We start from the raw sequence: 12641 nt of genomic DNA, 5'->3' as shown, positions 1-12641 counted from the left end.
GTCCGAAGACATGACGCTCCGCTATTCTCCCTACGACGAAAGCCTCTGGTCCGATCCCTGGCCGACCTATCGAAGGATGCAGGAGGAAGCGCCGGCCTATTATATCGAGGACCTCGATAGCTGGGCGTTGTCGCGATTCGAGGACGTCTGGCAGGCGAGCATGGATCGCAAATCCTATACCGCCGTCCACGGCACGTCGACCGACGCCCTGTTCCTGGCCAGCGATCCTCCGCCGCGGGTATTCCTGTTCATGGACCCACCGGAACATGGACGGCATCGCGGGCTGATCGGCCGCTCCTATCTGAAGGACAAAGTCGCTTTCCTCGACGATCATGTACGCGGCGTCGTGCGCAAACTGCTTCCGCCGTTGCTCGAAGCGGGGGAGCTCGACGTCTACGCCCTGTCGAGCAGGACCGCGCTCGACATCATCGCGGCCTTTATCGGGCTCGAACTGGAAGAGATCCTGCACATCCGCAGCCTCATCGACCGCTTCTACTTGCGCGAGCCCGGCGTGCGCGGAACCACGGAGAGCGGTGCAAAGGCTTTCGTGGAAGCCCATGAATTCATCGTCGGCCTGATCGAACGGTATCGCAGGAATCCGCCAGCCGAACATAGCCACATCGTGAGCTGGCTCGACGCCGAAATCGACGGCGAGAAGCTCACCGACGAGCAAATCTTCTTCAGCATTTTCGCCATGGTGATCACCGGCTCGGATACGGTGCCGCTCAGCACGGCAAGCGCGGTCTACTATCTCGACCGGCATTCCGAGCAGCTGGCGCTGCTTCGCGACGATCCCACATTGGCCGCCGATGCTTTCGAGGAAGCGGCGCGCTTCGATCAGCCGACCAACCTCCTTGGCAGGCGCATCGCCCAGGACGTCGAGCTGCACGGCCAGACGATGCGGGCGGGGCAGTCGGTGCTCTTCCTCTATGCCGCCGCCTGCCGGGACGAACGCGAGTTCGACGAACCCGACAAATTCGACCTCCGGCGGCGGCAGCGGCGCAACCTCTCTTTCGGCACCGGGCTCCATTTCTGCCTGGGCCAGCATCTCGCAAGACTGGAGGGTAGGATCCTCCTCGAGGAAATGCTCGGTGCGATCGAAGAGTTCGAGGTCGATCAGGAAGGCTGCTCGCGCGTCCGCGGCGAATTCCTCCAGGGCTTTTCCACCATGCCGATACGTTTCGATCCCCGATAGTCCGCCTCCGGCGCCGTGACGCGTTTTCGACCGCTGACTGCAAACAGGGCCTGCGCCCTGCTGCGCGAAAGCGATCGCCTTCTGCTGCTCGGAACATCGGCCGAGCCGCGCCTCCTCGATCGCCTCGTGCGGGACGATCCCGCATCCGTATCGCATCTCTCGATCCTGACCACCTGCGTGGCGGGCATCAATCGCTTCGACGGCGCTGCCCTCGTCAATGCGAGGGACGTGACCGGCTTTTTCCCGGCTCCCATGCTCGGCGACAGCTACCGCCAGCTGCTGTCCACCTATTTCGGCATTACCGCTCAGATCGCGTCTACGGCGCCCGATACCGTATTCGTGCCGACCAGCCTGCCTGACGACAAGGGCTACATCACATCGGGCCTTTCCGCCGAATTCACCGAAACCGCGATGGCCGTCGCCGATCGCAGGATCGCCCTGCTTTGCCCGTCGATGCCCCGCCTGCCCGGCTGCGACCCGCTGCACCTCGATCGGTTCAGCCACGCCTTTCTCGACGAAACCCCTCCGCTCGAAATCGCGGAATCCGGTCGAATCGACGATCCCGTCGCCCTGGCCATCGCCGGCCATGTCGCACGGCTGATCGGAGACGGCGCGACGATACAGGTCGGTATCGGCAAGGTCCCGGGCCGGCTCTTCGGCATGCTCCGAAACCGCAAGCGGCTGCGCATCCATTCCGGTCTGGTCACGGGCGATATTCGCGATCTTGTCGAGGCGGGATCGACGGATCCGGAATACCCGATAACCTGCGCGACCGTCTTGGGGTCGGCGCCTTTCTATGCCTGGCTCGACGGCCGTTCCGACTTCCGACTGTTGCCGGTCGACTATACGCACAACCCGGCAACGCTCGCCCGGATCGATGGGTTGATTGCCGTCAATTCCGCCCTGCAGGTGGATCTGCTCGGCCAGGCGAATGCCGAGAAGATCGGTGATCACTTCGTAAGCGCGCCCGGCGGCCTTCCGGATTTTTCCTCCGCCAGCCACCGTTCGCAAGGGGGCTGTTCAATCGTCGCCCTCCCCTCGACCGACAGGAGTGGCGCGCTCTCCCGCATCGTCGGGAGGCTCGATGCCGATACTCCCGTCACCGTACCGCGGACTGATGTCGATTTTGTCGTGACCGAACACGGGATCGCCGAACTCGGCGGCAAGAGCGTGGAGGAGCGCGCGAGGGCGCTGGTCGAGATCGCCGCGCCGTTCGCCCGGAACGATCTCGCGAGATGCATCGCCTAGGCCGAACCGAATTTCAGTTGGTAAGCGGTAATTCCAGTTCGCGACGCGCGATGATGTTCTTCTGGATCTCGGACGTCCCCGCGCCGATCGTATCGAGCGCGGTCGCGCGATAGGACCACTCCCACTTGCCGGCGGCCGGGGCGGCGTGATCGGCCTTGTGCAGGAGCCCTTCCGGACCCAGCGCATCGAGCGCGAAATCCGCAAGGCGCTGATGCAGGCCGGTGCTGTAGAGCTTGCACATCGCCGCTTCCACCGTGGGCACGCGTCCAAGCGATGCCGCGTAGATCACTCGCCGCTGTAGCATCTTGGAGGTTTCGACTTCGGCGATCAGCCGCGCCATGCGCCGTCGCACATGCGGCACGTCGATCACCCGGTCGCCGTCGCGACGCGTATTCCGGAGCGTCTCCTTCAATGCCTTCAGCTTCTCCTCGAGCGGGCTGAACGTGTAGAAGGTAAACCGTTCGTAATCGAGCGCCTCGCAGATATAGGTCCAGCCCCGGTCGACCTCGCCGACGAGATAGTCGTCACCGACAAACACATCGTCGATGAAAACCTGGTTGGTGACGTGCTCGCCCATAGTCTCGATCGGGTGGATGGTTATTCCCGGCTGATCCATCGGCACGAGGAAAAGACTGATTCCCTTGTGCTTGGGGGCTTCGAAATCGGTGCGGGCGGCGAGCCAGTACCAATCCGCGAAATGGGCTGAGGTCGTGAACATCTTCTGACCGTTCAATCGCCAGCCGCCGTCGACGCGCTCGGCCTTGAGCTTGAGCGCGGCAAGGTCCGAACCGGCGTGCGGCTCCGAATAGCCGAGCGCAAACTCGATCTCGGCCCGCAGTATCTTCGGAAGGAATTCCTGCTTGAGCTTTTCCGATCCGTGGGAAATCAACGTTTGACCGACGCAGCCCACGCCCTTGCCAATCAGCGGCGCGCCGACGCGGGACAATTCCTCGTTGAGGAGATATTCGTATATGCCGGGACGTTCCTGGCCGCCATATTCCCTCGGCCAAGACAGCCCCAGATAGCCGCGCTTCGCCAGCTCGCGATTGAAAGCCTTGCGCGCCGGCGTATCGGCAAGGATCGAATCCGATTCCCGCTCGGGACACATGATTTCGGCGGCGTCCGGCCATTGCCGCACTTCGTTCAGAAAAACCCGGACCTCGGCGATAAAGGCCTGCTGATCGGCGTCGAAATCAAAATCCACTTACGCATCCCGTTCTTGTCATTTGGTGAGATATTTCACGAAGGCATCGGAAAGCTGTTCGACAAGCTGCTCGTCGGTGATGGAGGGCGAGTTGTTGTCGATATAGGCGTCGATGCTGCCGACGATGATGTGCTCGGCCACGAACATCGCGACTTCCAGATCTTCGACCTCGATCTCGGAGCGGTGGTGCTGATAATAAGCGCGGATCGTGTTGTAGAGGAACTTCTCGGTCGTGACGTTGCGCGACAGCCGGCCAAGCTTCGGAACCTCTCGCGGCAGGCGCAGGAAGATGAAGCTGTATTGCTTGCGGGTTTCGAGGATCGCCCGGATGATTTCACGCGCTGATTCCTCGAGCGGCTTCGCCATGTTCTCGATGAGGCAATCGCGCAGCACCTCGGTCGCGTTCATCACCGCGCTCTCGACGAGCGCGGCGGCAATCGCCTCCTTGCTCGCGAAATACTGATAGAGCGAGCCGATACTGACCCCGGCAACCTCGGCGATATGGTTGGTCGTGGCGGCATCGTAGCCGCTTTTCACGATGATCGATTCCGCCGCTCGCAATATGCAGTCGACCGTGAACTGGGCACGCTGTTGTTGCGGAATCTTGCGGGGGGCCAGTTGAGCATCCAAGGCAGTCATCGGTTTTCCTCTCCATATTCGCCGGCCGGAAGCATCAATCTCGGCACCCTGATCGCACGCCAGTCATAGCGTGCGTCGATCATCGTCGCCGAGCCGACCTGGTACACTCCGCCACACCATCCGTGTTCGGGGTTGCGGTGGACGCCATTCGCGATAGCAGAAAAACTGAAACTTTGCTCACATTGAACTCGCATCTGCCGTCGAGGCGCGCCTAGGGCTCGATGAAGCAGTTCTCGGCCTCGACAACCGATCCGTTCAATACCGGGTTGTTTGCGGCGAAGAAGATCGTCTCGGCGATCTCCGCAGGTTCGATCAGCCGATTCTCGTGAACCTTGGAAGCGAGATGCGCCATGGCCTCGCCGCCATACTTTTGCAGCATCTCGGTATTCGTAAAGCCCGGGCAGACGCAGGCGGTGTGAATTCCGGTCCCGCCGAGATCCTGAGCCGTGGCTTTCATCAGGCCGACAACGGCGTGTTTCGTCGCGATATACGACGTCAGGCCCCTGGTAGCCCGTTTGCTCATGGTCGAGCCGATATAGATGATCGAAGACCCGCGTCCCATGGCGGGCAGCACCATCAGATTGAGGATCGCCGGCGCGACGACGTTGATTTCGCAGGAATTCCTGAAACCTTCGATGTCGACCTGAGAAACCTCGCCGGGAACCTGGAGGGCGCTGTTGTGGACGAGGCAGATCGAATCGGCGCCTGCAAGGGCCTTGGCGATAACGTCCCGGGCGGCATCCGCCCAATTCGGATCGATGAGGTCGGCCTCGATCTGGGTGGCGCCTTCCATCGGAGTCGGGGTGCGGGAGATATTGACGATATCGTAGCCGTCGACCGCAAAGCGCTCGGCCGTCGCAAGGCCGATGCCGCGGCTTCCGCCCGTGACCACGAGCACCTTTCGAGATGTGTCCATTACCATTTCCTCTCCTCGGTCGGACGTCGCCTTGATCCCGCGACGCAGTTCATTGGGTTTCCATCAGTTCGATCGTGTTCCCGTCCGGGTCGGCGATCAAGGCCGCGATCAAGCCGGGTCGGGGCTCCACGACATCCGTGACGACCGAAACACCGGCCTCGCGGCATGTCTCCACGGTCGCCCGCAGATTGCGAACGGGAATCGTGAAATACCGTATGCCCGTTGCGGCGAGATAGTGACCCGCGCCCGAACCGGCCTCGGGCTGTGCCGCCAGCACGTAAAGCTTGATTGCGCTCGACCCGCACTGGAGCTTGACGATGCGATCGGCGCCGGTCGGCACTTCGCCGACGACCGGCAGTCCCAGTAGTTCTTCGTAGAAGCTCCGCATCGCCGCCTCGTTCACGGTGACGATGCCGATGTCGATTGCGCCTCCAGCCGGTTCGAGTGTCATGGCCATCCTTTCGCTTTATCGCCGCAGCACGAGCGCGCCGTTCGGCGTACTGTCGCACGTGCTGACAAGACAGGTTTCGGCCCCGTCGACCTGGTTCGCCGCTTCGCCGCGCAGCTGGCGGACGGCCTCGGTCACCAGATTGGCGCCGTGTAGATAGACTTCGGACAGGCTGCCGCCCGAGGTATTGACCGGCAGCGATCCGCCTTTCGCGATCGCGCCGCCTGCGGCAAAGGCCGCCGCCTCGCCGCGGCCGCAAAAGCCGTAATTTTCGAGGCTGAAAAGGACGAGCGGCGAGAAAGCGTCATAGATCTGGGCGAAGTCGATCTCGGCCGGCCCGATATCCGACTGCCGCCAGAGATTGGCGGCAGTGGCGCCCGACGAACTGCGAAACGGATCGGCACCGTGATAGTCGGTCATCAGTTGATGCTCGCGCGTCATCCCTTGCGAAAAGGCGTGGATGAGCACCGGCGAGCGTCTGAGATCGCGTACGCGCTCCGCCGCGGTGACGACGATCGCGATCGCTCCGTCGCTTTCGAGGCAGTTGTCGAACAGGCAGAGCGGATCGGAGATCATCCGCGCATCGAGGTAGCTCGAAAGCGTCATCGGCTTCTCGCGCATCAGCGCATCGGGATTGCCATTGGCATAAGCGCGTTGCGCCAGCGCAACCGAGGCGAGCTGCTCGCGCGTCGCGCCATGATCGTGCATATAGCGCCGCATCATCACCGCGACCTCGTCGACGGGACGTGACAGGCCGTGCGGGCGCGACCATTTCCAATGATCGTCGATGCGGGGCTGGACTCCCGCCCATTGGCGCTTCGAAGGGTCGCCGCGCTTGCGCGAGCGCCAGACCACGCCGACCTTGGCGACACCGAGCGCGATCGCCATCGCAACCTGACCGATCGCGCCGCAAATCGCCCCGCCGCCATGGGCTACCTGGCTGAAGAAATGCAGTTCGCCGAAGCCGAGATTGCGGGCGATCTCGAATTCGGGCGTCGTCTCCTGGGTGAAGCAGCCAAGCGCGTCGACCTCACCCGGGTCGATCCCGGCATCGTCGAGCGCGGCCCGGATCGCGCGGCAGGCAAGCTGCAGTTCAGTCTCGGGCAGCGACTTGGCGAAGGCCGTCTGGCCAATGCCGACGATCGCCGTCCGGTCCTTGAAGGCGGTCGTTTGCGTCATGCACCCTCGCCCTGCGGTCCCACGCCTTCATGAAAGGGATAGGGCCGGGCGAGCATTCCGAGCGCGCCGAATTCGCCCGCAAGCTGGCCGATGAAATGCTTCTCCAGCGCCTCGACCGTCCAGCCCGCCTCGCGAACGAGAGTCTTGCCGTAATGCGGCTGCACCATATGGGCGACGCGCTCGCCGCCCGATCCGAAGACCTGCCCGCTGACGGTGCGGGCCTTGTCGCTGCACAGGAAGGCGACGAGCGGCCCGTTCAGCGCGGGATCGACGAAGGGCAAGGGCTCGCCGGCGAAGGTATCCGACATGCGTGTCGTCCCCGTCGGTCCGATCGCGTTGACGCGAATGCCGTAGCGGGCGAGTTCAAGCGCCCAGGTATAGGTCATCGAGGCGATGGCGCCCTTGGCGGCGGCATAGTTGGTTTGCCCGAAACTGCCGAAATGCGCGCCCGAAGTGGTGTTGACGATCGCCCCGCCGCGTCCGGCCTCGCGCATCGCACGCGCCGCCGTCTGGCTGCACCAGAAGGTGCCCTTCACATGCACGGTCCAGACGGCGTCGAATTCCTCGTCGCTCATCTTGAGGAAGGAACGGTCGCGCAGATTGCCGGCATTGTTGACGAGGATGTCGATTCCGCCGAACCTCTCGACGCAGCAGGCGATCAGCGCCTCCGCGCCTTCCCGGCTGCCGATATTGGCATCGCTGGCCACCGCTTCGCCGCCCACCGCCTCGATCTCGGCGACAACTTCGCCGGCGACGTCCTTGTCGATATCGTTGACGGCGACCCGCGCGCCGGCTCCGGCGAGCGCGAGGCAATGCCCCTTGCCTATTCCCCGTCCGCCGCCCGTCACCACGGCCGCCTTGCCCTGAAGAAATGTCATTCCGTCTGTCCCATATTGGTCAAGCGGGCACGGCTACGCGCCGGGCCTCGTCGAGTTCGGCCATCCATTCGGCCTTTTTTTTCCGCATGTCGGCTATGTGCCCGTCCTTGACGCTATCGTAGCCGCGGACGAGTTCCGGCCAGCCGGCCAGCCGGACAGCGGCCTCCCGGTTGGCATGATCGAGGCGCTCGGCAATCATCGCGACGTCGCTCTCATATTCGGCGATCAGGGCGCGTTCGAGCCGACGATGCGCAGCATAGCCGAAGACGTCGAACGCAGTGCCGCGGAATCGGCGGAACTTCGCCAACAGCCGCAAGGCGTGGATCATCCAGCCGCCGAAACGGCGTTTGGGATAGCGGCCCGTACGCGGATCGCGGCGCTGCAAGATAGGCGGAGCCATGTGGAATTCGATGCGGAAATCGCCTTCGAACTCCTCCTCCAAGGCCTTGCGGAACTCCTCGCCGCTTAGCAGCCGGGCAACCTCATATTCGTCCTTGTAGGCGAGCAGCTTGTAATAATAGCGGGCCACAGCGCGGGCGAAATCGTCCTCCCCGCCGCCCAGCCCGGTCTCGGCAGTGCGTGCGCGCTCGACGAGTTCGCGATAACGCGCGGCATAGGCTTCGTCCTGGTAGCGAACGAGTTCGGCGGCGTTGCGCTCGATCAACGCGTCGAGGCTTTCGCCCGCCCCGATGTCGGCCGACTCGGGGGAGATCGGCGCCGCCACCCGTTCCGGATCATGGGCCGCGATCCGACCCCATGCGAGGGCCGCGCGGTTCATCCCGACCGCGGTACCGTTAAGTTCGATCGCACGGTCGAGCGCCTCTAGCGACACCGGCAGCCAGCCGCGCTGCGCGGCATAGCCGACCAGCATCAGATTGGCTGCGATCTCGTTGCCCATCAGCGCATAGGCAAGCCGGCTCGCTTCGAGGAACTCCGCTTTCTCGGTGCGCTCGACGACCAACGCTTCCATCGAATCCGCAGCGAGATCGAGATCGGGATTGGTCGCGAAATCGGAAGTCGGCGCGACATGGCTGTTGACCACGGCGCGCGTCAGGCCCGGCCGCATCCGGCCCAGTACGTCGGCACTCGCGGTGACGACGATGTCGCTGCCGATGACGAGATCGGCGCGGGCGATGCGGGTCGCCTGGAGCGCTTCGGGCGTAGCCGCGATACGAACGTGGCTGGTGACGGGCCCGTTGCGCTGAGCCAGCCCGGCAACGTCGAGCACCGAACAGCCCTTGCCTTCGAGATGGGCCGCCATGCCGAGGATCGCGCCGAGCGTGACGACGCCATAGCCGCCGATACCCGTAACGAGCAGGCTGAACGGCGCCTCCACCGGAGCTGCAGAGGGTTCGGGCAGGGCAGCGAGCAGCGCGGCATGGCCCTGCTCGGCTCCGCTATCGCGTTTGCGGGGCCGCCCGCCATGAACGGTGACGAAGCTTGGGCAATATCCCTCGATGCAGGAGAAATCCTTGTTGCAGGCAGACTGGTTGATCCGCCGCTTGCGGCCGAAATCGGTCTCGACCGGTTCGATGGCGATGCAGTTGGACTGGACGGAGCAATCGCCGCAGCCTTCGCACACGCGGCTGGCGATGAAGGGCCGGCAATCGGGATCCTCCGCCTTACCGCGCTTGCGCCGGCGGCGGAGCTCGGTCGCGCAATTCTGGTCGTAGACGATCGCCGTCACGCCTTCGATCTCGCGCATCCGGCGCTGGACCTCGTCGAGATCGTCGCGGTGATGGACGGTAGTGCCCGGCGCGAAATCGGCTTCCGCCCCATATTGTTCGGGATGGTCGGTGACGACGGCGATGGCACGGGCGCCCTCGGCATGGACCTGGCGGGTCAGCGTGTCGACGCGCATCTTGCCGGCGATTTCCTGGCCGCCCGTCATCGCGATCGCATCGTTGACGAGGATCTTGTAGGTGATGTTGACGCCGGCGGCGACGGCGGCGCGGATCGCGAGCAGGCCCGAATGATAATAGGTGCCGTCGCCGAGATTCTGGAAGATGTGCGGCGTTTCAGTGAACGGCGCGATGCCGATCCAAGGCGCGCCCTCCCCGCCCATCTGGAACAGAGTCGGCGTGTTTCGTTCGGGTAGGAAGGTCGCCATGCCGTGGCAACCGATTCCGCCGAAGGCGACGCTGCCGTCGGGCAGCTTGGTCGAACGGTTGTGCGGGCAGCCAGCGCAGAAGCTGGGCATGCGCGCAAGCGAGGCAGCCTTTGCCGCCGGCCCGGCATTTTCGCGGCCGAGCACCGCCAGTCGGGCCGAAAGGTCGGCATCGGCGGTCAGCGCTTCGAGCCGCGCGCCGATCGCCTGCGCGACCGGCAGCGGAGCGGTCTCGCCCTCGGCGGAAACGAGTTCGGCGCCCGCCTCGTCGCGCTTGCCGAGCAACAGGGGATGATCGGGCATGTTGACGAGCAGGCGCGCGATCTGATCCTCGATCACCGGCCGTTTTTCCTCGACGACGAGGATCTCGCGATGGCCCGCGACGAAGTCGAGCACACCCTCGGGTTCCAGCGGCCAGGGCATGGCGACCTTGAACAGCGAAAGACCCAGCGCTTCGCAGCGAGCCTCGTCGAGTCCGAGATCGTCGAGCGCCTGTCTGACGTCGAGATAGGCCTTGCCGGTGGTCACGATCGCGAGATTACGGACGGAGGAAGCAATGACCGTCCGATTGAGGCCGTTCGCGCGCACATAGGCCTGCACCGCCGGTAAGCGTTCCTGATAATGCCGCTTTTCGATGGCGAGTGCGGGAACCATCCAGCGCGTGCTGCGCTGTCCGGCGGCGTTGCTTCCGTCGGGCATGACGATTTCGACGCGGTGCGGATCGACCTCGACCGAAGCGCTGCTCTCGATGGTGTCGGTCACGCATTTCATGCCGATCCAACAACCCGAATAGCGCGACATCGCGAAGCCGTGCATGCCGAGATCGAGATAGTCCTGCACGGAGGCGGGATTGAGATAAGGCATGCCGAAATGGATGAAGGCGTGATCGCTCTGATGCGCCGTCGTCGAGGACTTGGCGCCGTGATCGTCGCCCGCCAGCACTAGCACGCCGCCATTGGGCGAGGTGCCCGAATAGCTGCCATGCTTGAGCGCGTCGCCCGAGCGATCGACGCCGGGGCCCTTGCCGTACCAGATGCCAAACACGCCATCGTAGCGCGCATTGCCGAACAGTCCGACCTGCTGCGAGCCCCAGACGGCGGTGGCGCCGAGATCCTCGTTGATCCCCGGCTCGAAATGGATGTGATGCTCTTCGAGCAGTTCGGGCACCTGTTTCAGCGCAATATCGTATCCGCCGAGCGGCGAACCGGTATAGCCGGAGATGAAACCGGCCGTGTCGAGCCCCGCTGCGGCATCGCGCTGCCGCTGCATCATCGGCAGGCGAACCAGCGCCTGCGAGCCGGACAGGAAGACGCGCCCGGTTTTGCGCCGGTAGCGATCTTCGAGCCGATAGCCGGTGTCGATCGTCGCGCCGGTCATGGCGCCCCCTGGCCTGCGCGCGCGCGCGCCACCTCGCTGGCCTCGATCACGGCCTCGATCAGCCCGTCATGGCCCCAGACATCGCCCTCGCAGAACTCGTTGGGCGACCAGGTCTCATCGAGCAGCTTGCCGCCGCAGCCGACCTCGACATCGAAACCGCTGGGCGAACGCATGTAGAAGGAGAACATCCCGTCGTTGCGGTGCCGACCCAGCGCGCTGACGACGTTCATACCGGCCCGCTTCGCCCGGTCGAGCGCCTTGCCGACATCGTCGACGGTCGCCATCTCGACGAGCATGTGCTGGAGGACGTTGCCCGTGCCCATGTCGATCATCGCAATGCTGTGGTGGCGCGGATTGCAACGCAGGAACTGGAGCGCGACCCCCGGCCCGTAGCGGAAATAGTCGGACAGTTTGAAACCCAGCAGTCGTGTGTAGAAATCGAAGCAGGCCGCCTGGTTGTGCACGAACAGGTTGAAATGGCCGACGCCGAGATGCCCGGCGACGAATTCGAGACCGGGCACGGGCGAGGCGAAATTATAATCGGTGGTCGGCCCGTAATAGAGCTCGAGCGCGTTGCCCGACGGATCCTCGCAATAGGCGATCCCCGTCACGGCGCGGCAGAACGCATCCTCGTCGCTGCCCTCGCGTACCTCGATCCCGGCGGCGCGCAGCTCGGCGACGGCGGCCTCAAGCTCGATATGGCCGTCGAGTTCGAGGCCCATGTAAAGCAGGTCGCGCGCGCCGTCTGTCGGGTGGATCGCGATACGCCACTGGCGCTCGTCCATCTTGAGATAGACCGCCCCGTCGGCGCCGACGCCATCGGGCCTACCCGTCGGTTCGCGCGGCTGGCCGGGCTCTCCCCAGCCCTCGCCCGGAATGGCGCGGGCCGGCATCATGCCGAGGACGCCGGTTCCGAAAGCCAGCCAAGCGTCCGGGTCCGTACTGCCGATGCCGATATAGCCGAGCGATTTGATCTTCATTGCTGCGCGTCCTTTTCCAATGAGCCGTCGGCCGCCACGGGCGCCCAGCAGGGCAGTGCGACATCGTCGGCGAGGCTGACGAAGGTGAGGCGAACCGGACCCCCGATCGCGATCGTCTCAGGGTCGATTCCGCCGATGCCGTTCCCTTCGATCCCGGCCAGAGCGCCGACGATCCGGATTCCGGGGAAGTCGTCGGGCTCGACGATCACCACGACATAGGGAACAAGTCCGGCAAAGGCCGGAAGCAGCGGCGGACGCGGAACGGTGAACGACCAGATCGTGCCCGTGCCGACGCATTCGCTCCAGCCGAGCTCCATCGAGCGGCACACCGGGCACATTGCGCGAGGCGGATGCTGGACATGGCCGCAATCGCCGCACCGCTGGACGAGCAGCCTGCCTTCGAGACAGGCCTGCCAGAAGGCACGATCCACGGGGTCGTCCGTCACGGGAAGGGGTATGGTCTCGATCAT

At 64.3% G+C, this 12641-nt stretch carries 11 protein-coding genes; 2 read left to right on the top strand and 9 right to left on the bottom strand.

Features of this window, described 5'->3' with window-relative positions:
• The first annotated feature begins 10 nt into the window (after nt 1-10).
• Together H6P80_RS15245 and H6P80_RS16760 are read left to right on the top strand one after the other, a co-directional pair.
• Nucleotides 11-1195, top strand: coding sequence for a cytochrome P450 (locus tag H6P80_RS15245; protein ID WP_185802279.1), 1185 nt, complete (start codon nt 11-13; stop codon nt 1193-1195).
• 15 nt (nt 1196-1210) lie between these two features.
• Entirely contained in the window at nt 1211-2443 is a 1233-nt protein-coding gene (locus tag H6P80_RS16760) for an acetyl-CoA hydrolase/transferase family protein (RefSeq protein WP_185802278.1), read from the top strand.
• Between the two features lie 13 nt (nt 2444-2456).
• Here H6P80_RS16760 and H6P80_RS16755 read toward each other — a convergent pair whose 3' ends face one another.
• The 9 genes from H6P80_RS16755 to H6P80_RS15195 form a co-directional block, all read right to left on the bottom strand.
• Nucleotides 2457-3647 (bottom strand): acyl-CoA dehydrogenase family protein, encoded by a 1191-nt coding sequence (locus H6P80_RS16755; RefSeq protein ID WP_185802277.1) that lies wholly within the window; start codon nt 3645-3647, stop codon nt 2457-2459.
• Nucleotides 3648-3665: 18 nt separating this feature from the next.
• The gene (locus H6P80_RS15230; protein WP_185802276.1) at nt 3666-4286 is read right to left on the bottom strand and encodes a TetR/AcrR family transcriptional regulator; all 621 of its coding nucleotides are present in this window, start codon (nt 4284-4286) and stop codon (nt 3666-3668) included.
• 211 nt (nt 4287-4497) lie between these two features.
• Nucleotides 4498-5202, bottom strand: coding sequence for an SDR family oxidoreductase (locus H6P80_RS15225; protein WP_221893058.1), 705 nt, complete (start codon nt 5200-5202; stop codon nt 4498-4500).
• Between the two features lie 49 nt (nt 5203-5251).
• Entirely contained in the window at nt 5252-5653 is a 402-nt protein-coding gene (locus tag H6P80_RS15220) for a VOC family protein (protein ID WP_185802274.1), read from the bottom strand.
• 15 nt (nt 5654-5668) lie between these two features.
• The gene (locus H6P80_RS15215) at nt 5669-6829 is read right to left on the bottom strand and encodes a thiolase C-terminal domain-containing protein (RefSeq protein WP_185802273.1); all 1161 of its coding nucleotides are present in this window, start codon (nt 6827-6829) and stop codon (nt 5669-5671) included.
• Nucleotides 6826-7707 carry an SDR family NAD(P)-dependent oxidoreductase gene (locus H6P80_RS15210; protein WP_185802272.1) on the bottom strand — a complete coding sequence of 294 codons (882 nt, stop codon included), beginning with the start codon at nt 7705-7707 and terminating at the stop codon, nt 6826-6828. Before H6P80_RS15210 ends, H6P80_RS15215 begins: the two co-directional genes overlap by 4 nt.
• Nucleotides 7708-7726: 19 nt before the next feature.
• Nucleotides 7727-11191 carry an indolepyruvate ferredoxin oxidoreductase family protein gene (locus tag H6P80_RS15205; protein WP_185802271.1) on the bottom strand — a complete coding sequence of 1155 codons (3465 nt, stop codon included), beginning with the start codon at nt 11189-11191 and terminating at the stop codon, nt 7727-7729.
• Entirely contained in the window at nt 11188-12171 is a 984-nt protein-coding gene (locus H6P80_RS15200; RefSeq protein ID WP_185802270.1) for a VOC family protein, read from the bottom strand. The genes H6P80_RS15205 and H6P80_RS15200 overlap by 4 nt, the downstream gene beginning before the upstream one ends.
• On the bottom strand, nt 12168-12641 hold the full coding sequence (locus H6P80_RS15195; RefSeq protein ID WP_185802269.1) for a Zn-ribbon domain-containing OB-fold protein: 474 nt from the start codon (nt 12639-12641) through the stop codon (nt 12168-12170). The genes H6P80_RS15200 and H6P80_RS15195 overlap by 4 nt, the downstream gene beginning before the upstream one ends.

This window comes from Parasphingopyxis marina (assembly GCF_014237875.1).
GTDB classification, from domain to species: Bacteria; Pseudomonadota; Alphaproteobacteria; order Sphingomonadales; family Sphingomonadaceae; genus Parasphingopyxis; species Parasphingopyxis marina.
The sequence above is the reverse complement of the archived record's forward strand: the minus strand, read 5'-3'. Positions and strand labels throughout refer to the sequence as shown.

Bases quoted from the DNA above. Each gene is read 5' to 3' on its own strand.
- H6P80_RS15225 (WP_221893058.1), bottom strand. From the start codon at position 5,202: ATGGACACATCTCGAAAGGTGCTCGTGGTCACGGGCGGAAGCCGCGGC.
- H6P80_RS15210 (WP_185802272.1), bottom strand. From the start codon at position 7,707: ATGACATTTCTTCAGGGCAAGGCGGCCGTGGTGACGGGCGGCGGACGG.
- H6P80_RS15200 (WP_185802270.1), bottom strand. From the start codon at position 12,171: ATGAAGATCAAATCGCTCGGCTATATCGGCATCGGCAGTACGGACCCG.
- H6P80_RS15230 (WP_185802276.1), bottom strand. From the start codon at position 4,286: ATGACTGCCTTGGATGCTCAACTGGCCCCCCGCAAGATTCCGCAACAA.
- H6P80_RS15205 (WP_185802271.1), bottom strand. From the start codon at position 11,191: ATGACCGGCGCGACGATCGACACCGGCTATCGGCTCGAAGATCGCTAC.
- H6P80_RS15245 (WP_185802279.1), top strand. From the start codon at position 11: ATGACGCTCCGCTATTCTCCCTACGACGAAAGCCTCTGGTCCGATCCC.
- H6P80_RS15220 (WP_185802274.1), bottom strand. From the start codon at position 5,653: ATGACACTCGAACCGGCTGGAGGCGCAATCGACATCGGCATCGTCACC.
- H6P80_RS15195 (WP_185802269.1), bottom strand. From the start codon at position 12,641: ATGATCGAGACCATACCCCTTCCCGTGACGGACGACCCCGTGGATCGT.
- H6P80_RS15215 (WP_185802273.1), bottom strand. From the start codon at position 6,829: ATGACGCAAACGACCGCCTTCAAGGACCGGACGGCGATCGTCGGCATT.